The 26,145-nt window shown below is 60.4% G+C and carries 15 protein-coding genes; 6 read left to right on the top strand and 9 right to left on the bottom strand.

Going from position 1 to position 26,145, the window contains the following annotated elements:
- Positions 1-5: 5 nt before the first annotated feature.
- The gene (locus tag L6D74_RS04105) at positions 6-2,300 is read right to left on the bottom strand and encodes a fatty acid cis/trans isomerase (RefSeq protein WP_085610457.1); all 2,295 of its coding nucleotides are present in this window, start codon (positions 2,298-2,300) and stop codon (positions 6-8) included.
- Between the two features lie 158 nt (positions 2,301-2,458).
- Here L6D74_RS04105 and metH point away from each other — a divergent pair, with 158 nt between their 5' ends.
- Positions 2,459-6,169 (top strand): methionine synthase, encoded by a 3,711-nt coding sequence (gene metH, locus L6D74_RS04100; protein WP_236187744.1) that lies wholly within the window; start codon positions 2,459-2,461, stop codon positions 6,167-6,169.
- Positions 6,170-6,281: 112 nt separating this feature from the next.
- On the top strand, positions 6,282-6,500 hold the full coding sequence (locus tag L6D74_RS04095; protein ID WP_007959515.1) for a DUF2970 domain-containing protein: 219 nt from the start codon (positions 6,282-6,284) through the stop codon (positions 6,498-6,500).
- A 5-nt stretch (positions 6,501-6,505) separates the two neighbouring features.
- Here L6D74_RS04095 and L6D74_RS04090 read toward each other — a convergent pair whose 3' ends face one another.
- A complete protein-coding gene (locus L6D74_RS04090) occupies positions 6,506-7,579 on the bottom strand; it encodes an ABC transporter substrate-binding protein (RefSeq protein ID WP_236187743.1) in 1,074 nt (357 codons plus the stop codon).
- A gap of 525 nt (positions 7,580-8,104) precedes the next feature.
- Here L6D74_RS04090 and L6D74_RS04085 point away from each other — a divergent pair.
- Together L6D74_RS04085 and L6D74_RS04080 are read left to right on the top strand one after the other, a co-directional pair.
- Positions 8,105-9,763, top strand: a complete 1,659-nt coding sequence (locus tag L6D74_RS04085) for a nitrite/sulfite reductase (RefSeq protein WP_064597038.1) — start codon at positions 8,105-8,107, stop codon at positions 9,761-9,763.
- Positions 9,747-10,241 carry a DUF934 domain-containing protein gene (locus L6D74_RS04080; protein ID WP_007959510.1) on the top strand — a complete coding sequence of 165 codons (495 nt, stop codon included), beginning with the start codon at positions 9,747-9,749 and terminating at the stop codon, positions 10,239-10,241. Before L6D74_RS04085 ends, L6D74_RS04080 begins: the two co-directional genes overlap by 17 nt.
- Before the next feature lie 48 nt (positions 10,242-10,289).
- Here L6D74_RS04080 and L6D74_RS04075 read toward each other — a convergent pair whose 3' ends face one another.
- Positions 10,290-15,167 (bottom strand): dermonecrotic toxin domain-containing protein, encoded by a 4,878-nt coding sequence (locus L6D74_RS04075; protein WP_236187742.1) that lies wholly within the window; start codon positions 15,165-15,167, stop codon positions 10,290-10,292.
- Between the two features lie 193 nt (positions 15,168-15,360).
- Positions 15,361-16,383 (bottom strand): protease SohB, encoded by a 1,023-nt coding sequence (gene sohB / locus L6D74_RS04070; RefSeq protein WP_064597046.1) that lies wholly within the window; start codon positions 16,381-16,383, stop codon positions 15,361-15,363.
- A gap of 207 nt (positions 16,384-16,590) precedes the next feature.
- Here sohB and L6D74_RS04065 point away from each other — a divergent pair, with 207 nt between their 5' ends.
- Together L6D74_RS04065 and L6D74_RS04060 are read left to right on the top strand one after the other, a co-directional pair.
- Positions 16,591-17,301, top strand: coding sequence for a histidine phosphatase family protein (locus tag L6D74_RS04065; RefSeq protein WP_085646803.1), 711 nt, complete (start codon positions 16,591-16,593; stop codon positions 17,299-17,301).
- A gap of 48 nt (positions 17,302-17,349) precedes the next feature.
- Complete coding sequence (locus L6D74_RS04060; protein ID WP_007959502.1) at positions 17,350-17,667, top strand: SCP2 sterol-binding domain-containing protein; 318 nt, start codon at positions 17,350-17,352, stop codon at positions 17,665-17,667.
- A gap of 51 nt (positions 17,668-17,718) precedes the next feature.
- Here L6D74_RS04060 and L6D74_RS04055 read toward each other — a convergent pair whose 3' ends face one another.
- The 5 genes from L6D74_RS04055 to L6D74_RS04035 all read right to left on the bottom strand — a co-directional run bounded on the left by L6D74_RS04055 (position 17,719) and on the right by L6D74_RS04035 (position 26,109).
- Entirely contained in the window at positions 17,719-19,302 is a 1,584-nt protein-coding gene (locus tag L6D74_RS04055) for an ABC transporter ATP-binding protein (RefSeq protein WP_236187741.1), read from the bottom strand.
- Between the two features lies 1 nt (position 19,303).
- Positions 19,304-20,326, bottom strand: coding sequence for an ABC transporter permease (locus L6D74_RS04050; protein WP_236187740.1), 1,023 nt, complete (start codon positions 20,324-20,326; stop codon positions 19,304-19,306).
- Positions 20,326-21,390 (bottom strand): microcin C ABC transporter permease YejB, encoded by a 1,065-nt coding sequence (locus L6D74_RS04045; RefSeq protein ID WP_236187739.1) that lies wholly within the window; start codon positions 21,388-21,390, stop codon positions 20,326-20,328. Before L6D74_RS04045 ends, L6D74_RS04050 begins: the two co-directional genes overlap by 1 nt.
- A complete protein-coding gene (locus L6D74_RS04040; RefSeq protein ID WP_236187738.1) occupies positions 21,377-23,227 on the bottom strand; it encodes an extracellular solute-binding protein in 1,851 nt (616 codons plus the stop codon). Before L6D74_RS04040 ends, L6D74_RS04045 begins: the two co-directional genes overlap by 14 nt.
- 227 nt (positions 23,228-23,454) lie before the next feature.
- A complete protein-coding gene (locus L6D74_RS04035) occupies positions 23,455-26,109 on the bottom strand; it encodes a TonB-dependent receptor (protein ID WP_236187737.1) in 2,655 nt (884 codons plus the stop codon).
- Between the last annotated feature and the right edge of the window lie 36 nt (positions 26,110-26,145).

The raw sequence follows: 26,145 nt of genomic DNA, 5'->3' as shown, positions 1-26,145 counted from the left end.
AACGATCAAAGATTCTCGTACCGGTTCATGTCCAGCACGCCCTCTTCCACCGGCTCGGTTTCGTGGATGTACTGGCTCAAATCGTGGAAATAGAACCAGAACTGCGGATGACTGCGGCGAATCCCCCAGCGCTCGACCACTTTCTCGAACTGCGCCGCGTCCTTTGCCCCTTCCATCGCATCGACAAACGCCGGCACCTGGTCTGCCGGAACGTTGAACATGAAATTCGGGTAGCTGCTGAGCACGCCCGGGTAGATCGTCAGCGTGTCCAGCCCCGGTTGGTAGCGCAGCGATTCGCCGAGCAGGAACGCCACGTTGCTGTGGGCGCGGTTGCGCAGCAGGCTGTAGACCTCGCGCTTGCCGCTGCGGGTTTCAACCCGGAGCATGGTGGCTTCCGGCAATTGATCGATCACTTTCAGGCCCGCCGCCGGGCGCGAAGTCAGGCGACTCAGCGCCTGTTCGGCGTTTTGCAGCGCCGGGTCGATGTTCGGGCGCGAGCAGTAGGCGTCTTCGCAACGGTTGATCGGATCCGGACGCGCGTTGAGATCGCCGTAGCGCGCCAGCAATTGCATGGCGAAATCGCGTTTCGGGTCTTTCTCGTCGAGTTTCAGCGCGGTCGGCTTGTCATCGTCTATGGCTTCGTAATCGAGCCACATCTTGAACTGGCCGCTGCTCTGGTACCAATCGTCGAGGTAGCCCTCACGGGAATCGGCGGGCATCAGGCGCAGGAAGTTCTGTTCGGCGCCGTTGCGGATCAGGTCGAAATACAAGCGCGTTTGCGCCTGATGGGAGACGTTGCCGAACACATCGAAATTCACCGCCAACTGGTAATAGGTGCGCTCCAGCAACGGGTAGTCGAACAGCCACATAGTCTGCGGCACTTCGCCGATCAGGCCTTTGGTCACCGAAGCGCTGTCGAAGTGGCGGAAGATGCTGAGCAAGGCGTTGTCGTTGCCGGCCCACAGGGTCGACCAGCTCGGCGCCGGCAGATCCGCATAGCTGTCACGGCGCAGGGCTTCGTATTGGTTTCGCTTGTTGCGGTAGTTGTGCCACAGGCTCAGGACACTGCCGACATCGTCGTTCTGCCCCGGCATGGCCAGCAACGGCGTGGCCTGGCCGCGATAGTTCGGGTCGGTGATGTACAGGTCGTGTTCCGGGGCCTGGAACAGCGCCCAGAAGTTGTCGCGGATCACGTCGGTTGCGATCTGCCCACGGCACACCGGGCCACGAATGAAGGTGCGCACGAAGTATTCGGCGTTATCGAGCATGAACTGATAACGCGCCTGCGCCGGAATCGCCTCAAAGGTCGCGAACGGGTTGGCCCGGCTCTGCGGCCCATAGCCCGGCAAGGCATTGACCTGCCAGTTACCGTTGTAGAACAGGCTTTTGACCCGCGCCATCTTCGCCGCGCTCAGCGGATAAGTGATGTGGGTCTTGTGCACGATCACACCCTGCACCGGCCACAGGCGGTAATACACCTGAGTACCCGGATCGTCGTTCGGGCGACGGGTGGCGATCAGATCGATTGGTTGCCCGGTCGGCGTGCGCGAGCGCACCCACTGGAAGTAATGCCCCGGCTCGCCGTCCTTGAAATAGATATGCGCCAGGAACCAGTGCTCGAACAGCCAGCGCCCGACCAGACTTTCCCGCGCGCCAGGCTGGTTGAGCAGATTTTCCCACTGGACGATCTGCATCGCTTCCTTGGCGCTTGGCGCCAGGCCTTGCTCATCGATCGGTGCGCCGGAAGCGAGCCAACGTTGCAGTGTCTGATATTGCTGATCGGTCAGCCCGGTCACCGCCAGCGGCATGCCCTCTTTCGGATGGGCGCCGGCATAGCCTTCGAACTCGGCGGGCATCGCGCACAGGTTTTCGCGGTTGAGACCCAGCACAATGTCTTGCGGCAGTTTGGCGTTGGGGGTCAGCGGCGTTTTGTGTCCCAACTCCAACATGCGCGCCATCAGTGCGGCCTGGCTGCCCTGAGCGTCAAGCACCGAATAGAAGTCTTTCTGCTGCCAGGCCCGTTTGCCGAAAGCGTCATAAAACAGCCGCGTGGTCGGCGCCGCCTGGGTGCGTTCGCCATCGTAGACCGGCATCTTGCTCGCGCCCCGCGCTGCGCCTTCGCCGCTGCCCAGATTCAGCTGACAGGCAGAGTCGTAACACGCATGGCAGGCCACGCACTTCTCGGTGAAGATCGGCTGAATATCGCGGCTGTAAGAAATAGCGGGAGAAATCGAGGGTTGCTGCGCGGCGGCGCCCCAGCTTAAGAACAGCAAAAAAATGCTGATGACGCGGTACGACATGTCCCTGACCCTGATCCTGAAGAAAAACGCCGCGATTCTACCGTTATGACGCTCGTACCAACATGAGCGATATTCATGCAAAAGCGTCACATGCTCTAAAACCGCACAGGTTTGTTATGATCCCGGCCCTTCGTCATGGTCTTTTTCGAGTAGCCCCAATGTCCGATCGCAGCGTCCGCCTTCAAGCTCTCAAGCAAGCTCTCAAAGAGCGCATCCTGATTCTCGACGGCGGCATGGGCACGATGATCCAGAGCTACAAGCTCGAAGAGCAGGATTATCGCGGCAAACGCTTTGCCGACTGGCCGAGCGACGTCAAGGGCAACAACGATCTGTTGGTGCTGACCCGCCCGGACGTGATCGGCGGCATCGAGAAAGCCTACCTGGACGCCGGCGCCGACATCCTCGAGACCAACACCTTCAACGCCACGCAGATTTCCATGGCCGACTACGGCATGGAAGAACTGGTCTACGAACTCAACGTAGAAGGCGCTCGTCTGGCGCGCAAGGTCGCCGACGCGAAAACCCTCGAGACCCCGGACAAGCCGCGTTTCGTCGCCGGCGTTCTGGGCCCGACCAGCCGCACCTGCTCGCTGTCGCCGGACGTCAACAACCCGGGCTATCGCAACGTTACCTTCGATGAACTGGTGGAAAACTACACCGAGGCCACCAAAGGCCTGATCGAAGGCGGCGCCGACCTGATCCTGATCGAAACCATCTTCGACACTCTCAACGCCAAAGCCGCGATCTTTGCCGTGCAAGGCGTATTCGAAGAACTGGGCTTCGAGTTGCCGATCATGATTTCCGGCACCATCACCGACGCCTCCGGCCGTACCCTGTCGGGCCAGACCACCGAAGCGTTCTGGAACTCCGTGGCCCACGCCAAACCGATTTCGGTCGGCCTGAACTGCGCCCTCGGTGCCCGCGAACTGCGTCCGTACTTGGAAGAGCTGTCGGACAAGGCCAGCACCCACGTCTCCGCGCACCCGAACGCCGGCCTGCCGAACGAATTCGGCGAATACGACGAACTGCCGGTGGACACCGCCAAGGTCATCGAAGAATTCGCCCAGAGTGGTTTCCTCAACATCGTCGGCGGTTGCTGCGGCACCACGCCGGGCCACATCGAAGCCATCGCCGAAGCCGTTGCCGGCTATGCGCCGCGGCAGATTCCGGACATTCCCAAGGCTTGCCGTCTGTCGGGCCTGGAGCCGTTCACCATCGATCGCAGCTCGCTGTTCGTCAACGTCGGCGAGCGGACCAACATCACCGGTTCCGCGAAATTCGCCCGCCTGATCCGTGAAGACAACTACACCGAAGCCCTGGAAGTCGCCCTGCAGCAGGTCGAGGCCGGCGCCCAGGTGATCGACATCAACATGGACGAAGGGATGCTCGATTCGAAGAAGGCCATGGTGACCTTCCTCAATCTGATTGCCGGCGAACCGGACATCTCCCGCGTACCGATCATGATCGACTCCTCGAAATGGGACGTGATCGAAGCCGGCCTCAAATGCATCCAGGGCAAGGGCATCGTCAACTCGATCAGCATGAAAGAAGGCGTCGAGCAGTTCATCCATCACGCCAAACTGTGCAAGCGCTACGGCGCCGCCGTGGTGGTGATGGCGTTCGACGAAGCCGGCCAGGCCGACACCGAAGCGCGCAAGAAAGAGATCTGCAAACGCTCCTACGACATTCTGGTCAATGAAGTCGGCTTCCCGCCAGAAGACATCATCTTCGACCCGAACATCTTCGCCGTGGCCACCGGCATCGAAGAACACAACAACTACGCTGTGGACTTCATCAACGCCTGTGCCTACATCCGTGACGAGTTGCCGTATGCCCTGAGCTCCGGTGGTGTGTCCAACGTATCGTTCTCGTTCCGCGGCAACAACCCGGTGCGCGAGGCGATCCACTCGGTGTTCCTGCTGTACGCCATCCGCGCCGGCCTGACCATGGGTATCGTCAACGCCGGTCAACTGGAGATCTACGACCAGATCCCGCAGGAACTGCGCGACGCCGTTGAAGACGTGATCCTCAACCGCACCCCGGAAGGCACCGACGCCCTCCTCGCCATCGCCGACAAGTACAAGGGCGACGGCAGTGTCAAGGAAGCCGAGACCGAAGAATGGCGCGGCTGGGACGTCAACAAGCGTCTGGAGCATGCGCTGGTCAAGGGCATCACCACCCATATCGTTGAAGACACCGAAGAGTCCCGTCAGTCCTTCGCTCGCCCGATCGAAGTGATCGAAGGCCCGCTGATGTCCGGCATGAACATCGTCGGCGACCTGTTCGGCGCCGGCAAAATGTTCCTGCCCCAGGTGGTGAAATCCGCTCGAGTGATGAAACAGGCTGTGGCGCACCTGATTCCGTTCATCGAACTGGAAAAGGGCGACAAGCCGGAAGCCAAGGGCAAGATCCTGATGGCCACGGTCAAAGGCGACGTGCACGACATCGGCAAGAACATCGTCGGCGTGGTGCTGGGTTGCAACGGCTATGACATCGTCGACCTCGGCGTGATGGTGCCAGCCGAGAAGATCCTGCAGGTGGCCAAGGAGCAGAAGTGCGACATCATCGGCCTGTCCGGCCTGATCACCCCGTCGCTGGATGAAATGGTCCACGTGGCCCGCGAGATGCAACGCCAGGACTTCCACCTGCCGCTGATGATCGGCGGCGCGACCACCTCCAAGGCGCACACGGCGGTGAAGATCGAGCCCAAGTACAGCAACGACGCGGTGGTCTACGTGACCGACGCCTCCCGCGCCGTGGGCGTGGCGACGCAGTTGCTGTCCAAAGAACTGAAGGCCGGCTTCGTCCAGAAGACCCGCGAAGAGTACATCGACGTCCGCGAGCGCACCGCCAACCGCAGCGCCCGCACCGAGCGCCTGAGCTACGCCGCCGCGATCGCCAAGAAGCCGCAGTTCGACTGGGCCACTTACACCCCGGTCAAACCGACCTTCACCGGCACCCGCGTGCTGGACAATATCGACCTCAACGTCCTGGCCGAGTACATCGACTGGACGCCGTTCTTCATCTCCTGGGATCTGGCCGGCAAGTTCCCGCGCATCCTCGAAGACGAAGTGGTCGGTGAAGCGGCGACCTCGCTGTACAAGGACGCCCGCGAGATGCTGACCAAGCTGATCGACGAGAAGCTGATCAGCGCCCGTGCGGTATTCGGCTTCTGGCCGGCCAATCAGGTGCACGACGACGATATCGAGTTGTACGGCGATGACGGCAAGCCAATGGCCCGCCTGCATCACCTGCGTCAGCAGATCATCAAGACCGACGGTAAGCCGAACTTCTCCCTGGCCGACTTCGTCGCGCCGAAGGACAGTGAAGTGACCGACTATGTCGGTGGTTTCATCACCACCGCCGGGATCGGTGCCGAAGAAGTGGCCAAGGCTTATCAGGACGCTGGCGACGATTACAACTCGATCATGGTCAAGGCCCTGGCCGACCGTCTGGCCGAGGCCTGCGCCGAGTGGCTGCACCAGCAGGTGCGTAAGGAGCACTGGGGTTACGCCAAGGATGAAGCCCTCGACAACGAGGCGCTGATCAAAGAGCAGTATTCCGGCATCCGCCCTGCCCCGGGCTATCCGGCGTGCCCGGATCACACCGAGAAGGCCACACTGTTCGCCCTGCTCGACCCTGATGCCCAGGAAATGCGCGCCGGTCGCAGCGGCGTGTTCCTCACCGAGCACTACGCGATGTTCCCGGCGGCAGCGGTCAGCGGCTGGTACTTCGCCCATCCGCAGGCGCAGTACTTCGCCGTGGGCAAGGTCGACAAGGATCAGGTGCAGAGCTACACCTCGCGCAAAGGCCAGGAACTGAGCCTGACCGAACGCTGGCTGGCGCCGAATCTGGGTTACGACAACTGATCCCGCTTCACGCGACGACACCCTGTGGGAGCCTGTTGGCTCCCACAGTTATTTCTGCGGCCTGAAAACGGTTGGCTATGCTTGTCTGACACACACGGCAGACGGGGGATTTATGGACGATCCAGTCGACAACAAGCCACCGACGTTCTGGCAGATGCTGCATAGCGTCATGGCGGCGGCGTTCGGGGTGCAGAGCGGCAAGAACCGGGCGAGGGACTTCACCCACGGCAAGCCCAGCCATTTCATCTTTTTGGGTATCGCGTTCACGGCGGTGTTCGCCCTGACGCTGTTCGGCATTGTGCAACTGGTGGTGCATCTGGCGGGCGTCTGACGGCCCTAGTGCATCAGGGTCTGCAAATTGAACGGGTAGCGATACGAAACCGGGCGCCCTTTCGCCGAGAGCTTGCGAAATTGCACGCCGTAGTCCGGTGAGGCGCCCATTGCAAGGATTCGGCGGGCATGATCCCTGTCGATCAGTTGCAGCAACGGAATCTGCCGATCCCGGCCGCCATACTGATTCAGATCGACGCCTTGCGCGTGATCATGCAGCTCGACCAGTGCCCAGCCACCCAGGGTGAAATGGCCGCCGAGCAACGCGCTCAGACGCCCGTCGACCACCGCCTGCAAGGCTTCGGGCGAGGTGTTGACCGCGCTGAACCGCACGTCCTTGCCCGGCACCTTGCCGGCCTCGGACGCGGCACGCATCGCGCCGAAGGCCATTTCATCATTAGCTGCCCATACCAATGAAACGTTGGGATAGCGGACCAGCAACTGCTTCGCCTGCTCGTAAGCCCGTTGCTGGGTCCAGCCGCCATAGACCAATTGCCGCAAACGCACCTGCGGATTCTCCGCCAGGGCCCGCTGCATGCCCTTTTCGCGCAATTGCGCCGATGGCGTGATCTTGAGGCCGGAGAACGCCAGCAGATCGATGCTTTCACCGGGCGCCACGGGCGGATGCAGGCGAATCAGTTCCTTCATCATCAGGTAGCCGCCCTCCTCGTCGTTGGGCACCAGGCTACCAATGCGATCCGCGCCCTCTGTCACCAGTGCCTGCTGGTTGGACGTCAGTCCCGAGTTGACAATAAAAAGCTTCACACCACTGCCATTGGCCAAGCGCAGAATCTGCGGTGCCACGTACTGTTCGTTGACGAACACCAGATAATCCGGGCGCTCAGGCCCCTGCAGGGCCAGTCGCGCTTGCGCCAGGGTCAGTTCCGGCTGGCGCTGGGCGTAGAGGATGCGCAGGTCGATGCCCAGATCCCGGGCGGCAGCCTGCATGAATTGCGAATAGCTGACCCAGAATGCTTCCTGCGTCGAGCCCGGATTCAGGAACAGCACCGACTCCGCACGCGCGCAGGTACCGAAAACCGCGCCGAACAGCAGCAGGCTGAGGTGGAAAAACTTGAACATGAATCATCCGGGCCCAAGGAAAAATGGCCGCGCATTATAGCCATTGATCACCTGGCCTTCGGCGCTTGATCCCGCCTTTTGTCCGACAATCGTCGCAAGCGGGGCCCGGACGAGTCGTTTTACTGATGGCTGACCCAGAATACCGCCGTTCCAACGACCAGAATGATCAGGAACAGAATCGCCCAGGCATCGACGCTGCTATCGCTTTTCCTTGCTTTGGTTGGGTTGCTCATTGCATCGCCTCTTGTCGGTTTTATCGGTGATTGCAGAAAGACTCGACCACAGTTAAGACGATGATTGTCCGCACGACAAATGTGGTTTAGTTGACAGTGATTCTTGTTAGGCGATTTGGTTCTTTACATATACTCAAACATCACTTTTGCGCATAACTGCAAACGGGTATATTGCCCCGGCTCCGTCAGGGAGTGCGCGGCCGTGCGCGCAGAATTGCAGAGGAACCATCGGACTCCAGCAAGCGAAAACGCAGCGTTTTCCGAGTGGCCAAAGCCTGAGAACAGGACTTATATGTACGTATACGACGAGTACGATCAGCGGATCATCGAGGACCGCGTCAAGCAGTTCCGTGATCAGACCCGACGCTATCTGGCAGGTGAGCTGAGCGAAGAAGAATTCCGCCCCCTGCGCCTGCAGAATGGCCTGTACATCCAGCGTTTCGCGCCGATGTTGCGAGTGGCGGTGCCTTACGGCCAACTGACCTCGCGTCAGGTGCGCATGATGGCCAAGATCGCCCGCGACTATGACAAGGGCTACGCCCACATCAGTACGCGGCAGAACGTGCAGTTCAACTGGCCGGCGGTCGAAGACATCCCGGACATCCTCGCCGAACTGGCCACTGTGCAGATGCACGCCATCCAGACCAGCGGCAACTGCCTGCGCAACGTCACTACTGACCAGTTCGCCGGTGTTGCAGCCGACGAGTTGATCGACCCGCGTCCGTGGTGCGAAATCGTTCGTCAGTGGACCACGTTCCACCCGGAATTCGCTTACCTGCCACGCAAGTTCAAGATCGCCGTCAACGGTTCGACCTCCGACCGTGCGGCCATCGAAGTCCACGACATCGGCCTTGAGCCGGTACACAACGCTGCCGGTGAACTCGGTTTCCGTGTGCTGGTCGGCGGTGGTCTGGGTCGTACCCCGGTGGTCGGTGCGTTCATCAACGAGTTCCTGCCATGGCAGGACCTGTTGAGCTACCTCGACGCGATCCTGCGGGTGTACAACCGCTACGGCCGTCGTGACAATAAATACAAGGCGCGGATCAAGATCCTCGTCAAGGCGCTGACGCCGGAAGTCTTCGCTCAGAAAGTCGATGCCGAAATGGAACACCTGCGCGGCGGCCAGACCACGCTGACCGAAGCCGAAGTGCATCGTGTGGCCAAACACTTCGTCGACCCGGACTACAAGGCGCTGGAAAACCAGACCGCCGAACTGGCCGCACTCGACAAAGAGCATCCGGGCTTCGCCCGCTGGCGCACCCGCAATACCCTGGCGCACAAGAAGCCGGGCTATGTGGCCGTGACCCTGTCCCTGAAGCCGACCGGCGTTGCACCGGGTGACATCACCGACAAGCAGCTCGACGCCGTCGCCGACCTGGCCGACCGCTACAGCTTCGGTCAACTTCGCACTTCCCACGAGCAGAACATCATTCTGGCCGACGTCGAGCAGAGCCAGCTGTTCACCCTGTGGGGCGAGCTGCGCGAGCAAGGTTTCGCCACGCCGAACATCGGCCTGCTGACCGACATCATCTGCTGCCCTGGCGGTGATTTCTGCTCGCTGGCCAACGCCAAGTCGATCCCGATCGCCGAATCGATCCAGCGCCGCTTCGACGACCTGGACTACCTGTTCGACATCGGTGAACTGGACCTGAACATCTCCGGCTGCATGAACGCCTGCGGTCACCACCACGTCGGCCACATCGGCATCCTCGGTGTGGACAAGAAAGGTGAAGAGTTCTACCAGGTCTCGCTCGGCGGCAGCGCCAGCCGTGACGCCAGCCTGGGCAAGATCCTCGGCCCTTCCTTCGCCCAGGAAGACATGCCGGACGTGATCTCCAAACTGATCGACGTGTACGTGGAACAGCGCACCGAAGACGAGCGTTTCATCGACACCTACCAGCGTATTGGCATCGACCTCTTCAAGGAACGCGTCTATGCAGCGAATCATTAAGAACAACGAGGTCGTCGACGAAACCTGGCACCTGCTGCCCAAGGATTTCAACATCGACGAAATCAGCAACTGCGACGACCTGATCGTCCCGCTGCAGCTGTGGCGTGAACACGCCCGCATGCTCAAGGCCCGCGATGGCGGTCTGGGTGTGTGGCTGGATGCCGACGAAGAAGCCGAAGAAATCGGTGACGACGTGAACGAGTTCCAGGTGATTGCCCTGAACTTCCCGGCGTTCACCGATGGCCGCAACTACTCCAACGCCCGCCTGCTGCGTGACCGTTACGGTTTCAAAGGTGAACTGCGGGCGATTGGTGATGTGCTGCGCGACCAGTTGTTCTACATGCGCCGTTGCGGTTTCGATGCCTTCGCCCTGCGCGCGGACAAAGACCCGTACGACGCCCTTGAAAGCCTCAAGGACTTCTCGGTGACCTATCAGGCCGCCACTGACGAACCGCTGCCGCTGTTCCGTCGCCGCTGACCGCCTGCCCCGGGCCCTTGTCGAAGGGCCCGGGGCCTCTGTTCAGTCCTATTTCGTTCCTAATCTGTTGGGCCCCGAGGTGGCCGGCAATGGCAGCCCTGGATGGCGTGCCAATGCCGCATTGGTCAGTTGCTTGCGCAACTCCAGGCTTTCATTTCTGAAGTTGTCGTAGATTGTCGTCATTTGCTGTGCGGCGGCTTCGCGAGACAGATTGGCCTGAGACTCCAGCAGGGAAAAAGCCCGCGCACAGCGATCCAGAATCTCGGCAAACACGTCCTGACGACTCGTCCACAAATACTCGGCCCAGAATTCCTGCCGGCTGATCGAGTTTGCCAATTGCGCAGTATTTTCGGCCTTGACCACCTTTTGATAGGCTTCATCGATCTGCTCATCGCTGACCTCGACGTCCAGCCGCACATTCAGCTCAGTCGGTTGCGCAGGCAGCTCCAGCCGCTCTGCCAGTCGCACCCGGTAAATCAGGTTGATATCCAGAGCCTGGCGCAAGGTCAGCGATTCCGTTCTGGCGCGACGCGCCGTTTCCAGGACAACCTGTTTTTCAAGCTCCTGCAATCGAAACAGTCCACGCAACAGACGAATCAGATCACCCTCTAGCGCCTGACTGCCGGTGCGAGCCGCTACCAAAGCCCTGAAGCACAGAACCCTGACCTCCAGATCGCTAAATAACGCAGTGGCATTGGCGGTACTCACACGCCCTTCTCTGGCCATCCGAAACAGCACACGACGCAGCCTGTCGTTTTCACAGGCGGCCTCCAGCACGTTCCAGACCCGCTGCCCAAGCTGGGTGCGGGTGTGGAAATAATCGGCCGTCCCGCGCAATTGCATGAGCATCTCGAAAAAGGCCCGGGAATCGGGATCAGCCGACAGCGATAACAGGACCTCCTGCGCCCGCGCAATCTGCGTCCTCGGCAACCCGCTGACCCACCCGGCACCCTGCACATCGACAGCCGGTCGTACCGTAGCGAGGTAGTCAGGGGTGATCACACCCAGGCTGATACCTTGCACTCGCTGATAATCGGCAAGGGCCTGAAGGCTGGCCACGGACAGCGGGTTGCCGTCGATATGGGTGCCTCGATTGAGCACGGCGCGCGCCTTGAACACAGAATCCGGAACCTCGACGATTTTGTTGTTGCGCAGATCCAGGGTTTCCAGGTGCGTAAGCGTGTCGATGTCCGCCGGCCACTGGGTGATTCCCGTGTGGTGCAGATCCAGGTGGCGCAAATTGCGCATCCCTGCCAACGCGGGCACTTGGCCCAGGGCTGGATTCAGACTCAGGTTCAACGAGTGCAGGTGTGTTTTGCTACCCAGCTCCTGCGCTGCTCGTTCGCTCAGGCGAATTTCGTTGTTACTCAGATCCAGTTCTGTGAGTCCCGACATGTCCGCAACGACCTGAGGGATGCGGGTCAGTTCGTTTCCTGAAAGGTTCAGCGCTCGCAGCCGGGTAAAGTTGCGCAGAAATGCATTCAGTCCTGAACTCGCCCCCACACCACTCATCTGCAACGCCGTCACATGGGTGAAATCACCGACGACCACCGGCAGATTTCCCAGCGGGACCGCATCGAAAACAAGGTTGTACAGGTTCTCACCGGAAGGTGCGGGCGTCTGGTCTTCCTTGCGCCACGCACGCAGGATCGCCTGCGCCGCGCGCCTCTTGGTATGGAAAGGAACCCTCAGCCTCATGCCATCGCCGTCGTGATACCACGTTTCGCGATGAACCCACCGCTCAAGCGTGTCGAGGATTGTCCGGTATTCCTGACGCATGTCCTCAAGCTTTCGAATGGCCAGCACTTCGTCAGTCCCAAGCGTCGACACAAAGCGCTCAATCTGCGCCATTGAATGCGCGGGATACAGCCGTCGGGCACGGCGTATCAACACGGACGATCGATGCGGCATCGGGTGAGTGGGCGACCCCGCCTGCACAACCGATTGTTCGACTTTCCGATCCGCCAGCCCCATGGGAGACCGATAGTCGGCATGCGGAGCTTCCATTCCCAGCACCTTCGCGTAGGCCACACGTCGCTGCAGTGCCAGCGCGGTTATTTTTTCTCTCAGGCCCGTGCCATCCAGATCCTCATCGACGCCAATGGCTTTACGGCTGTGTGACGGAAGGCTTTGCCACAATGCCTGGAAAAAATTCGTCCGGGTACGCCCCGGCTGCCTGGAAACGACGGCATGGCTCGAATCCAGGCCCTGATAGCGTTCAGGGTAAGCCTCGAGCAACGCCTGATGTTCAGCGCCGTCAGCACCGATCGTGGCTCGTTGATCGGCAAATACACCCCAATCCAGTATTTCGATAAACACATCACCAGGCCAACCTGGCAAGTGCGTCAAGGTGTCGAGTATCAACATATCCGCATCGCGCCCGCTGGCGGCGTCCAGATACAACGCCTCATAGGCGCGGTTCAGACGCAGGATCTGCTGATATCGCCGTGCTTCTTCTGCCAGACGCAGCGGAACGGTACCTGCGTCAAGCTGCGCCCATTCATGCGCATCGGCATGATGCGCCAACTCGTCGGCGACGCTTGCCGACAACCCCGGAAAGGCCTTGACGATCGGCTCGCTCCTGGAACGTTCGCAGACGTCCGCGCGCCGAAACAGTCGATCCATCATTGCCATGCGCATGCGAGGCGCCAGCCCGGCAATGTGCATCCCGAGCAGCGCGCTCTGATTGTTGGGCTCTACGGTGGCAGAACCCAGCAGATGCGAACGCTCACTGTCACTGAGCGCTGCCAGCAACGGCGGATAAAACCGGCCGTCGCGCATCAGATCTTCATTGATTTTTACCTCGCGGGTGCCTTGGGTCCCACCGTATCGGGTCACTTCGTTGGCCATGATATCCGTCACGCTGATTGCCAGATCCCGCGGCCAGCGGCCCGTTGCTGTCAGCAAGTACAGCTGCAGATCGGCATCGGCCAGCGGCGCGGAGGCAGCCACGGCCATCTGGTCCATGAACCGGGTGACACCGATATCCGCACGAAAGCGCCTGACCGAATCAGTCAGGATCGCCATGGGCTTGCCACGCTCGACAAACAGCCGGCGCATGGCGGCTTCGTCGATCCCGGTTGCGGCGATGATTTGTTCGGCACGAGTGTCCGAAATCTGTTCTTCACGAAAGCCCAGCCGACGGAACAGCGTCAGCGCATTCCACTCGTGAGGCAGCTCCGAGTCATGCCGCCAGGCGCCCGCACCATTGGACTCAAGCAATGGCGAATAACGTTTGGGCAATGTGGGGTTATGCACCTCCCACAGACTGGTGCCGCTCAACGGACGCACCGCGTAAGCATCGGGCCCCAAGGGCAGATAACCGTCCTCGCCGCGCCAGACCAGACCTTGTGCATCGGTCGACATACTGCTCGGCATCGACTCCTGCTGGCGGTAAGCGCTCATGTCTGGATTCCACAACCGATGCGACAGGTTGTCAGCCACCGGCACATGCTCAAGGCCCCTGATGAAATTCGACGAGCGCACGGTTTTAAAGGCTTTTCCCACCGCTACGCCGCCGGTGGCGAACCCCGCCATCAGGATCAGGTTTTCAAGCGTGTCAAACAGGCAGTCGGCGGCATGTTCCTGATCGCCGTGGGCCCAACTGTCAATGCCTTCATATATTTCGTTGAGCAACTGCAAGCCGGCCACGGCACACAGGACTTGACCCAGGACCGGGACAAATGAAAGGAAGAACAGCGCGGTGTTCAGCCCGATGGTCTTATAAGTGTCCAGCCTCGCCAGTCGGGTTTTCTCGTCTTCGTCGTCGGTCGGCACCACCAGCAGACGGGCGTCGGCGCAAACCTGCGCGGCACGGTGCTGGAAGATCGCCAGAAACAGATCCTGTTTTGCATCACCTTCAAGATCGATACCTGTCAGGGGCAGAAACGTCGTGGAGATCGGGAATTGATTCGGCTGGACTTTCAACAACCTTACATCCAGTCCTTTAAGGAACGCCGGACGATCCTTCATCGTAATGAAGCGCGAAAAAAAACGGTGGAACCGGGCGTCACGCAGACGCCCGCTCAATTCGAGTTCGAACCTCTGAAACGACGGGTATTCTTTCAACGGGTGATCAGGATCGCCTGGCATATAGATCACACAGCGGTAATCGCTGTCGGCATGCTCGCTGACCGGGCCGATGAACATTGGGCCCCTGAGCGTCACGCCGAGCATTTCAAGGCTTTGAAATCCAAGTGTGTTGTTGCCCAGTTTGATCGACGGCTCCTGGTTTTTTACCGAATTCAGCATCTGATAGACATCTGGGCTGATGTAGCCGCGCATTAAAGCAATGTGCCGATCAACATCAAACTGGTCTTTCGAGTACGTTACCGAAGTTGCCTGCAGACTTGCGACTTGACTACCGCCACCAAAAAAAGTCTTCACATGTTTTTGATATTGCTCGCCAAGATCCAGAAAACGGCACAGTCTGGCGAATTCGTTGGGCCGCATCGACAACACACGACTGGATCGCCCGGTTATCTGTTCCGGAATATAAAGCAAGGAATGTTCGTGATAGTTGCTGGCCAGCGTTTCCGATAATTCGAAATTTTCGCAGGCAGCCATCAGTAAATCGCGTTCGATGGGTAATACCAGTTTCTTGCGCAGGCCCAACAGGCTGGAGGTGGAACGCACATGCTGAAAAATCGCTCCCTCGACCTCGAAAGGTTCACCCAGTTTCTCACTCATCGCCTTGGCCAACAGCGGCGTACAGAAGCTCTGTGGAGATTTAAGTGCGCGCAGTTGCTGCAGTGCCGCATGTCGCGACTTAAAACTTTTCTTCAAACTTTCGTAGAGGTCATTGCGAACCGTCTCAGCCGACGTCAGCAACCAGGAAGGAATCTGTTTTTTATACAGCTCAAAAAAGACGCCTTGTTGATCAGGCGTCATGGCAGGCAAACTTGATTTACTATTTTCAACGTCCATGTTTAACAACTTTATTCTGAAGTGGACATTCAGAATAAAGTCGAAAAACCTTTGAATACAGCGCGCTTATTTGATGAGTTCGTCACTGAAAACAGCAACATTATCAAACTTCAAAATATCTATATACCGCACTGTCTTGCGTTGAAAATGCATCGCGCTCGCGGGGCGAAGACCTCGCGAGCGTGCGCAATTGTTACCAGAAACGCTGCTGGGTCAAGCGGCTCCACCAGCTCAGCAACACGCGATCCACCGAGCCGCTGGCCGCCATGCCGATACGCTCCTGCAGGCTTTTGCGTTCGGCGTAGTGCAGGTGATAAACCTCGGACTGCTTGGCACGCTCGGCCAGGTATTCGTCACTGGTCTTGAGCTCATCGACCAGTTGTTTTTCCAGTGCGGCGATGCCAAGCCACACTTCCCCTGTAGCAACTTCGTCGATTGCCAGCTGTGGGCGATAACGAGCGACGAAGTTCTTGAACAGCTGATGGGTAATGTCCAGGTCTTCCTGGAATTTCTCCCGGCCCTTCTCGGTGTTTTCGCCGAATACAGTGAGGGTGCGTTTGTACTCGCCGGCGGTCAGCACTTCGAAATCGATGTCATGCTTTTTCAGCAGGCGGTTGACGTTGGGCAACTGAGCCACCACGCCAATGGAACCGAGGATGGCAAACGGTGCACTGATGATCTTCTCGCCGATGCACGCCATCATGTAGCCGCCGCTGGCCGCGACCTTGTCGATGCACACGGTCAACGGCACGCCGGCTTCACGGACGCGCGCCAGTTGCGACGAGGCCAGACCGTAGCTGTGCACCATGCCGCCGCCGCTTTCCAGGCGCAGGACCACTTCGTCTTTTGGCGTGGCCAGGGTCAGCAGTGCGGTGATCTCGTGGCGCAGGCTTTCGGTGGCCGAAGCCTTGATGTCGCCGTCGAAGTCGAGCACGAACACCCGAGGTTTGGCTTCGGGTTTCTTTTTCTGTTTCTTCTCGGACTTGGCCTGGCCCTTGCGCAAGGCCTTGAGCTGATCCTTGTCGAGCAGGGTCTGCTCCAGGCGCTCACGCAGGCCTTTATAGAAATCGTTGAGCTTGCTGACCTGCAACTGGCCGGCCGATTTGCGCCGGCCCTTGCTGCGCAATGCAGCAAAACTTGCCAGCACCACCAGAATGGCGATGACCAGCGTCACGGTCTTGGCCAGGAAACTGGCGTATTCAGTCAAAAACTCCACAGAGACTCCTTCAAACGATGCGCGGTCGTAAAACACGCGCGGGAATTGGCTCCAGCATACCCATGCACCGGCCCGTCGGCCAGCCGTGAAACCTCTGGCAACAAGGCTGGAACGGGCATTTCAAACAAGCGTATGTTTTTTCATTGACAGCTCACCGTCATCCCCATAACCTCGCCACAACCTTCAACGTACCGGGATGACGCGGACGTGGGCAGCATCTACTTGATTCGACATGGCCAGGCCTCCTTCGGTGCAGACGACTATGACGTCCTGTCGCCGACCGGTGTACGCCAAGCAGAAATCCTCGGCCGCCACCTCGCCGAACTCGGAATCAGCTTCGACCGCTGCCTGTCGGGCGACCTGCGCCGTCAGCAACACACGGCCAACAGCGCGCTGGAACAGTTCGCCGCCGTCGGCCTGCCGGTTCCGGTTCTGGAAATCGATTCGGCGTTCAACGAATTCGATGCCGACGCCGTGATCCGCGCCCTGCTCCCGGCCATGCTGCCCGAAGAGCCCGAAGCCCTGGAAATCCTGCGTAACGCCGCGCAAAACCGTGGCGAGTTCCAGCGCATCTTCGCCTTGATCATCGAACGCTGGCTCGCCGGCACCTACGACACACCGGGCCTGGAAAGCTGGCTGGCTTTCGTCGAGCGGGTCCAGGCAGGTCTGCACCGAATACTTGAACAAGCCGACAACACCCAGAAAATCGCAGTGTTCACCTCCGGTGGCACGATCACCGCCCTGCTCCACCTCATCACTCAAATGCCTGCCCGGCAGGCCTTTGAACTGAACTGGCAAATCGTCAACACCTCGCTCAACCAGCTGAAGTTCCGCGGTCGCGAGGTGGCTCTGGCTTCCTTCAACAGTCATGCGCATCTGCAACTGCTGAAGGCCCCGGAACTCATCACCTTTCGCTGAGTCCGGATTACTGTGACCCTGCTGCAATCAACCAAAAAGGATCGAACCATGACCTCCGTAGCTGATGCCGTAAAAGCAATGCAAGCCAAGTTCAACCCAGCCGCCGCTGCCGGTCTGGATCTGGTCTTCGGTTTCAACATCACTGACGAAGACAAGCAATACGCCCTGATCGTCAAAGACGGCACCTGCGACATCCAGGAAGGCGAAAACCCGGACGCCAACTGCACGCTGGTGCTGGACAGCGAAACCCTCAAAGGTATCGTCAGCGGCGAAACCGACGGCATGCAGGCTTTCATGGGCGGCAAGCTGCGCGTTGAAGGCGACATGATGCTGTCGATGAAACTGTCCGAGCTGTTCCCTGCGTAAGACCGCAGCCAGTCTGCAAACAATCCCGCCCCTGTGGCGGGATTTGTCGTTTCAGGCGTTCACACCGGCAAACGACGCCGCCAGCAGCTCCCGCGTATACGGGTGCCGGGCCGAATGGAATAACCCGGCCGTTTCGCCACGTTCCACCACCTCGCCATCCTTCATCACGATCAGATCGTGGGCCAGCGCGCGCACCACCGCCAGGTCGTGGCTGATGAACAGATAGGTCAGCCCGTATTCCTCCTGCAACCGGCGCAATAGCGCAACGATCTGCTTCTGCACCGTGCGATCCAGCGCCGACGTCGGCTCATCCAGCAGGATCAGATCCGGCTTGAGCACCAGCGCCCGGGCGATGGCGATGCGTTGCCGTTGCCCGCCGGAAAACTCGTGGGGATAGCGATGACGCGTCGCCGGATCGAGCCCGACCTCCTTCAGTACATTGATCACAGCCTGCTCGCGTGCCTGCGCATTCAAGTCGCTGTGCACCTGCAAACCTTCGGCAATGATCTGCTCCACACACAAGCGCGGACTCAGGCTGCCGAACGGGTCCTGAAACACCACTTGCAGGCGTTTGCGCAGCGGACGCAATTGCTTGCCGCTCAGTCGTTCAAGCGCCTCACCCTTGAAGCGGATGCTGCCGTCGGCGTCGATCAGACGCAAAATCGCCTGACCTAAAGTGGACTTGCCCGATCCGGATTCACCAACAATGCCCAAGGTCTTGCCCCGTTGCAGGTTCAGATCGATGCCATTGACCGCGTGCAGATAAGTCTTGGCCCGCAGCCATCCGCCGCCCAGCGGAAAACGCACATTCAGATCGCGAACCTCGAGCAAATCCTCCGCCGCATCACGACACAGTGCCGCACCGCCGGGTTCGGCGTTGAGCAATTCGATGCTGTAGGGATGTTGTGGCGCGCGGAACAATTGCTCGCAGCTCGCCTGTTCGACGATTTCGCCCGCGCGCATCACCGCCACCCGCTGGGCAATGGTGCGCACCAGATTCAGGTCGTGACTGATGATCAGCAGCGCCATGCCCAGCCGCTGTTGCAGCTCCTTGAGCAGCAACAGAATCTTGCGTTGCACCGTGACATCGAGGGCTGTGGTCGGCTCATCGGCGATCAGCAACTGCGGTTCGCACGCCAGCGCCATGGCGATCATCACCCGCTGCCGCTGCCCGCCGGAGAGCTGATGCGGATACGCTTTCAGCCGCTCGCGCGGACGTTGAATGCCGACCAGTTCCAACAGCTCCAAAATCCGTTTGCGCGCCGCCGTGCCCGCCAGGCCTTTGTGCAGCGCCAGGCTTTCGCCGAGTTGTCGCTCGATGCTGTGCAACGGGTTCAGCGAACTCATTGGCTCCTGAAAAATCATTGCGATGCGGTTGCCGCGCAGTTGCCGCAGATAGCGCTCGTGCACACCCAGCAGCTCTTCGCCGCCATAACGGATGCAGCCGTCGATCTGCGTGATGTGCGGGTCCAGCAGTTGCAGAATGCTGTGGGCCGTCACTGACTTGCCGGAACCCGATTCGCCCACCAGCGCCAGGCATTCCCCCGGGCAAATGTCGAGGTCGATGCCGTGCACCACTTCCTGCCCTTTGAACGCCACCCGCAGGTCGCGTATTTCGATCAGATGTTCACGCATATCAAGTCCTGGGGTCGAAGGCATCACGGCAGGCTTCGCCGATGAAAACGAGTAAAGAAAGAATCAGCGCCAGGGCGAAGAACGCCGTCAGGCCCAACCACGGTGCTTGCAGATTGTTCTTGCCCTGACCGATCAGCTCACCCAGCGAAGCACTGCCGGCGGGCATGCCGAAGCCGAGAAAATCCAGCGCCGACAACGTGGCGATCGCCCCGGTCAGAATGAACGGCAGGTACGTCAAGGTCGCACTCATGGCGTTGGGCAGAATGTGACGCACGATCACCTGCGAATCGCCGACACCCAGCGCCCGCGCCGCTTTCACGTATTCAAGTCCGCGGCTGCGCAGGAACTCGGCGCGCACCACGTCCACCAGACTCAGCCAGGAAAACAGCGCCATGATCCCCAGCAACCACCAGAAATTCGGCTCGACGAAGCCCGACAGAATGATCAGCAGGTAAAGCACCGGCAGCCCCGACCAGACCTCCAGTAAACGCTGGCCGAGCAAATCGACCCAACCGCCGTAATAGCCCTGCAAGGCACCGGCGGCGATGCCGATCAACGCGCTCACCGCTGTCAACCCCAGAGCAAATAACAGCGACACCCGTGTGCCGAATATCACCCGCGCCAGCACATCCCGCGCCTGATCGTCGGTGCCCAGCCAGTTTTCAGCGGTGGGCGGGCTCGGGGCCGGTTCGCTGAGGTCGTAGTTGACCGTGTCGAAACCGAACGGGATCGGCGCAAACCACATCCGTCCGCCCTGCCCCTCGATCAGTTCACGCACCTGCGCGCTGCGGTAGTCGGGCTGGAACGGCAGCTCGCCGCCGAAATCCTGCTCGGTGTAGCGCTTGAACGCCGGGAAATACCACTCGCCCTGATACGTCACCAGCAACGGTTTGTCATTGGCGACCAGTTCGCCGCCCAGGCTCAGGCCGAACAGCGCGAGAAACAGCCACAACGACCACCAGCCGCGTCGATGGGCCTTGAACCGCGCCCAACGGCGCTGTCCGATGGGAGAAAGCGTCGGCATCAGGCAGTCCTCGCGGTGAAGTCGATGCGCGGATCGACCAGCGTGTAACACAGGTCGCCCAGCAGTTTTATCAAGAGCCCGAACAGGGTGAAGATGAACAGCGAACCGAACACCACCGGGTAATCACGCGACACCGCCGCCTCGTAGCTCAGGCGGCCGAGACCGTCGAGGGAGAAGATCACTTCGATCAAGAGCGAGCCGCCGAAAAACACCGTGACCAATGCCTGAGGCAATCCGGCCACCACCAGCAACATCGCGTTGCGAAACACGTGCCCGTACAACACCTGTCGTTCACTCAAGCCCTTGGCCCGGGCCGTGACCACGTACAGCCGCGAGATCTCGTTGAGGAAGCTGTTCTTGGTCAGGATCGTCAGCGTCGCGAAACCGCCGATCACCAGCGCACTGACCGGCAACACCAGATGCCAGAAGTAATCGGCAACCTTGCCCCACAGCGACAGCTCGGCGAAGTTGTCCGAGACCAGCCCGCGCACCGGAAACCAGTCCAGCGCCGTACCGCCGGCGAACACCACGATCAGCAGCAGCGCAAACAGAAACCCCGGCATGGCGTAGCCGATGATGATCGCCGCGCTGCTCCAGACATCGAACGCCGAACCGTTGTGCACCGCCTTGCGAATCCCCAGCGGGATCGACACCAGATAGGTGATCAGCGTCGCCCACAAACCCAGCGACAGGGTCACCGGCAGCTTCTGCCAGATCAGTTCGGTCACCGTCGCGCCACGGAAGAAGCTCTTGCCGAAGTCCAGTTGCGCGTAGCTCTTGAGCATCAGCCACAAGCGCTCGCCAGCGCTTTTGTCGAAGCCATACTGCCGCTCGATCTCGGTCACCAGTTTCGGATCCAGGCCCCGAGTCGCGCGGGACTCGCCGCCAATGCTTTCGACATGGCTGGCACCCACCGCCGCACCGACACCGATCCCCTGCAATCGGGCGATGGCCTGCTCGACCGGGCCACCGGGCGCGGCCTGCACAATCACGAAGTTCACCAGCAGAATCGCCAGCAAGGTCGGCACGATCAGCCGCAGACGCCGCAGGCTATAACCCCACATGGGCGTACTCCTTGTGCTGTTGCTGCATCTGCGTCGAGGTCAGCGCGGTCGGGCTGATTTCCCACCAGGTGTCGAGTCCGGCGTCGTACAACGGCGCAATTGCCGGGCGACCGAAGCGGTTCCACCAGACCGTGGAAATTCCCGGCGGGTAATAGTTGGGAATCCAGTAATAGCCCCACTGCAACACCCGATCCAGAGCATGGGCGTGGCGCAGAAGGCTCTCGCGATTGTCGGCCTGCACCACGCCTTCGAGCAGCGCATCCACCGCCGGGTCGCGCAGCACCATGTAGTTGTTCGAGCCTGGATCATCGGCGCCGTCGGAGCCGAAGTAGTTGAACAGCTCGCGCCCCGGTGCCTGACTCACCGGGTAACCGACGACGATCATGTCGTAGTCGCGGCTGCGCACGCGGTTGGTGTATTGCGCGGTGTCGACCTGACGGATATCGAAGCCGATGCCGATCTGCGCCAGGTTGCGCTTGAACGGCAGCAGCAGGCGCTCGAAACCCTTCTGCCCGTTGAGAAAGGTGAACTGCAACGGCTCGCCGGCGGCATTCACCAATTGATCGCCACGGGGTTTCCAACCGGCGGCCTCCAGCAGTTTCAATGCCTGCAACTGTTGCGCGCGGATGTTGCCGCTGCCGTCGGTGCGCGACGCTTCGAACACTTGACTGAAGACTTCATCGGGAATCTTGCCGCGCCACGGTTCGAGGATTTTCAGTTCTTCGGCATCCGGCAGTTTGGTGGCCGACAACGCACTGTGGGAAAAGAAGCTGCGCTGGCGCAGGTACATGCTGCGCATCATCTGCCGGTTGCTCCATTCGAAATCCCAGAGCATGGCAATCGCCTGCCGCACCCGACGATCCTGAAACATCGGCTTCTGCAGATTGAACACAAAGCCTTGGGCACCTTGCGCGGCGCCGGGTGCGAGGTGTTCGCGCAGCAACTTGCCCTGTTCCAGCGCCGCCCCGGCATAACCGATGGTGTAACTGGTGGCGGAGAACTCGCGGTTGTAATCGAAGCCGCCGGCCTTGAGCACTTGTCGCGACACGTCGGTGTCGGCAAAAAACTCCACGCTCAACTGATCGAAGTTGTAAAGCCCGCGAGTGATCGGCAGATCCCTGGCCCACCAGTCCTTGATCCGCTGGAATTTCACGCTGCGTCCGGCATCCACCGCGCTGACCTTGTACGGCCCGCTGCCCGGCGGAATCTCGAAACCTGCGCCATCAGCAAAATTGCGCGTGCGCCACCAATGCTCGGGCAGCACCGGCAACGTCGCCAGATCCAGCGGCAAGGTACGGCTCTCGTTGTTCTTGAACACGAAACGCACCTGGGTCGGCGACTCGACCTGCACCTCGGCGACATCGCGAAACTGCTGGCGATATTTGAGGCTGCCCTGAGTGGTGAACAACTCGAAGGTGTAGCGCACGTCTTCGGCGGTGATCGGCGTGCCGTCCTCGAACCGGGCCTTGGGGTTGAGGTAAAAGCGCAGCCAGCGCCGGTCCGCGTCCAGCTCCATCCGTTGCGCGACCAGACCGTATACGCTGTAAGGCTCGTCCTTGCTGCGATAGGCCAGCGGCGCATAGAGCCAGCCGTCGATGTCGGCAACGCCGGTACCTTTGTCGATGTAGGGAATCAGGTGATCGAACGGACCGCTCTCCAGCGAAGAGCGGCGCAGGGTTCCACCCTTTGGCGCGTCGGGGTTGGCGTAGGCCAGGTGCTGGAAATCCGCGGCGTATTTCGGGGCTTCGCCGTAGACCGTGAGGGCGTGCTGGGGCGCGGCGAAACTGAGCGGGCTCAACCACACTAAGGCGGCAAAAAGCATGAGTCTGAAGCGCATTGGCAAGGTCCTGATGATTGGGCGACGCCAAGGGCCTCTTCGCGAGCAAGCCCGCTCCCACACAGGTTCGTGGTGAACACAAATCCCTGGGGGAGCGAGCGTGCTCGCGAAGAGGTCAGAGCAGTCACCACACCTCCTGCCTACCTGGGATGTGCAGCAGGCAGGCATTTTTTATAGGGCGGGGTTTAGAACGATAAGTGACTAAAACCCGCCACGACCGATCATTTTCAGAACTTGTAATTGACCCGCGTGTATAGCGTGCGGCCAAACGGGTCGCCGTATTTCGGGTCGTAGCCGCTCTGGAACGTGTAGGTCTGGTTGCTGAACGGCGGCTCGCGGTCGAACAGGTTTTTCACCCCGAGGGTCACCGCCAGGGTCTTGCGCCATGTGTAGGTGCCGGCCACGTCCCAGACGTTGTACGAACCGACGTAATCGTGAGTCTCGCGATCCGAGTCGTGGTAACCACTGGTGTAGCGGTTGGTCAGGCTTGCGCCGAGCGGGCCGTAGTTCCAGCTGCCGGTCAGGCTGTGACGCCAACGGGCCACGGCGCCGGCCGAGGCAAAGTCGCCACCGCGAAAATCGCCGAGCTTGTCGATGTAGTCACCCTTGAGCTGCTGCTGATAGTCATAACGGGTCACGTAAGTGCCTTGCAGACCGATGCCGAAATCACCGTACGGCGTGCTCGGCAGGCGATAGTCGAAACTCACGTCGACGCCGTTGGTCTTGATCTTGCCGAGGTTGGCCAGCCCGGTGACGATGTGATCGATGGAACCGTCGGGCTTGCGGATCAGGCGCTCCGGGTACAGCTCCGGATTCTCGAACACCGCCGATTCGGGGAACTCGGCGATCTGGTTGGCGATGTCGATCCACCAGAAATCCAGGCCGGTGGTCAGGCGATCGAACGGCTGGTAAACGAAACCGAGGGTGACGTTGCGCGCGGTCTCCGGGCTCAGGTCGGTGTTGCCGCCGGAGGTGCGATTGAACTGCTGGGCGCAGTCGCGGTTGGCAATGCCGCCGTTGCTCGGGTTGCCTCCAGCGCACAGGCGCGGGTCGTTGTAGTTGGCGTTGGTGAACGAGGTAAACGTCGGGTTGTACAACTCGTACAGCGATGGCGCACGGAAACCTTCGCTGTAAGCGCCGCGCACCACCAGTTCCTTGAACGGCTGGAAGCGGAACGAGTATTTCGGGTTAGTGGTGCTGCCGAAGTCGCTGTACTTGTCGTGGCGCACGGCGGCGGACAGTTCCAGGCTGTCGAGCACCGGCACGTTGACCTCGGCGTACTGCGCCGAGACGCTGCGATCCCCTTGTACGCTGCCGTTGGGATCAACACCCAGGCTCTGCACGTCGCCGGCAAACGCAGCGAAATCCTGATGAAAATCTTCCTTGCGATACTCGCCGCCCAGCGCCAGTGCCGAAGGCCCTGCACCGAACCAGTCGCCGATCTCGCGGCTGACACGCCCGTCAATCGCCTTGACCCGGCCCACTGCGGTCGCGTAATCGCCTTCTACCTCGTTGGCTGCCAGTAGTGCCGAACCGGCGGCGGTCTGCGGGCCGAACGGGTTGATCACACCGTTGGCGATGCCCTGGCTGACGGCACGGTCGTTCACATAACCGCTGCGAATCGTGTTGACCACCTTGTTCTGGTTGTACGACGCGCCGAGGTTGTAATCCCACCCGACCAGGGTGCCGTCGAAGCTCAACAGCAGGCGCTGACCGGTGTTGTCGTCCTCATGCTGACGGGCACCGACGGCGGTTTCACGCCAGTTCACGTCCACCGGTTGCGTAGGGTCGAGGGCAAAACCGCTCGGTCCGGGCGTAATGCCGTTCCCCGGATAGAACGCCGTGCCAGGGTTGACCTGATTGCCCATCAAAGTGCCGGGCCCGATCTGGGTACGGTTTTCGTTGCGCGCCCAGAAGTATTCGAGGCTGACGTTGTGATCGTCCGACAGCTTGCCGGTGGCCTTGGCGAAGGCCGAGGTCTTCTCGGTTTCCGGCACCAGATCAAGGTAGTTCCACAGGCTCTGGCGGCAGATGCCGTTGCGTGACAACAGCCCCGGCGCATTGCAACCGGAACCGGCCAGCGGGTTGGTGGCATTGCTGCCCTGGCTCCAGTTGGCGGGCGATGCCGTGCCGGAGGTGTAATCCAGACCGCGCCCTGGCTGGTAGTTATAGGTGTAGCCACGATCATCGGCGGCCAGGCGATTCTGCTTGTCGTAACTCACCACGCCGAAAACGTTGAAGCGATCGTCCTGTAAATCGCCAAAACCCCAACTGCCGCTGAAATTGCGACTTTCGCCGCCGCCAGAATGGGTCGGTGTGTCGTAGTTCGTGCTGATCTGACCTTCGGTGAGGCTGGTCTTGGTAATGAAGTTGATCACCCCGCCGATGGCATCGGTGCCGTACAGCGCCGAGGCGCCGTCGCGCAGCACCTCCACCCGGTCGATAGCGGCGAACGGGATAGTGTTGAGGTCGACGCCAGAGCCATTGATCGCATTGGTCGCGTTGTTGCTCAGACGCCGACCGTTGAGCAGCACCAGGGTTTTGTTCGGGCCAATGCCCCGCAGGTCGGCATAGGACGCCCCGCCGCTGCTCGACCCCACCGAGCGCCCGGAGCCCACCGAAGACTGGTTGGCCGAGATGCGGTTGACCAGCTCTTCAGTGGTGGTCACGCCCTGCTTCTGCAACTCCTCGACCCGCAGGATGGTGACCGGCACGGCGGTTTCGGCATCGACCCGGCGGATCGCGGTGCCGGTGACTTCGACCCGTTGCAGTTGGGTGGTCGGTTCGTTTGCCGTGCTGTCGGCAGCGACGGCCGGCAACGTGTTGATCGCCAGCAGCAAGGCCAGGCTCAAAGGGGATTTAACGGGTGAAAAATGGATCATGAACAGCCATCCCTGCGTTTTGGTTTATGCAGGGAT

Origin of the sequence: Pseudomonas pharyngis, assembly GCF_021602345.1 — a bacterium.
GTDB lineage: Bacteria > Pseudomonadota > Gammaproteobacteria > Pseudomonadales > Pseudomonadaceae > Aquipseudomonas > Aquipseudomonas pharyngis.
This window is presented reverse-complemented; position numbering and strand designations above follow the sequence as displayed.

Coding starts and splice junctions, on each gene's coding strand:
- L6D74_RS04085 (WP_064597038.1), top strand. CDS start 8,105: ATGTACGTATACGACGAGTACGATCAGCGGATCATCGAGGACCGCGTC.
- L6D74_RS04105 (WP_085610457.1), bottom strand. CDS start 2,300: ATGTCGTACCGCGTCATCAGCATTTTTTTGCTGTTCTTAAGCTGGGGC.
- metH (WP_236187744.1), top strand. CDS start 2,459: ATGTCCGATCGCAGCGTCCGCCTTCAAGCTCTCAAGCAAGCTCTCAAA.
- L6D74_RS04060 (WP_007959502.1), top strand. CDS start 17,350: ATGACCTCCGTAGCTGATGCCGTAAAAGCAATGCAAGCCAAGTTCAAC.
- L6D74_RS04050 (WP_236187740.1), bottom strand. CDS start 20,326: ATGCCGACGCTTTCTCCCATCGGACAGCGCCGTTGGGCGCGGTTCAAG.
- L6D74_RS04040 (WP_236187738.1), bottom strand. CDS start 23,227: ATGCGCTTCAGACTCATGCTTTTTGCCGCCTTAGTGTGGTTGAGCCCG.
- L6D74_RS04045 (WP_236187739.1), bottom strand. CDS start 21,390: ATGTGGGGTTATAGCCTGCGGCGTCTGCGGCTGATCGTGCCGACCTTG.
- L6D74_RS04075 (WP_236187742.1), bottom strand. CDS start 15,167: ATGGACGTTGAAAATAGTAAATCAAGTTTGCCTGCCATGACGCCTGAT.
- L6D74_RS04095 (WP_007959515.1), top strand. CDS start 6,282: ATGGACGATCCAGTCGACAACAAGCCACCGACGTTCTGGCAGATGCTG.
- L6D74_RS04035 (WP_236187737.1), bottom strand. CDS start 26,109: ATGATCCATTTTTCACCCGTTAAATCCCCTTTGAGCCTGGCCTTGCTG.
- L6D74_RS04080 (WP_007959510.1), top strand. CDS start 9,747: ATGCAGCGAATCATTAAGAACAACGAGGTCGTCGACGAAACCTGGCAC.
- L6D74_RS04090 (WP_236187743.1), bottom strand. CDS start 7,579: ATGTTCAAGTTTTTCCACCTCAGCCTGCTGCTGTTCGGCGCGGTTTTC.
- L6D74_RS04055 (WP_236187741.1), bottom strand. CDS start 19,302: ATGCGTGAACATCTGATCGAAATACGCGACCTGCGGGTGGCGTTCAAA.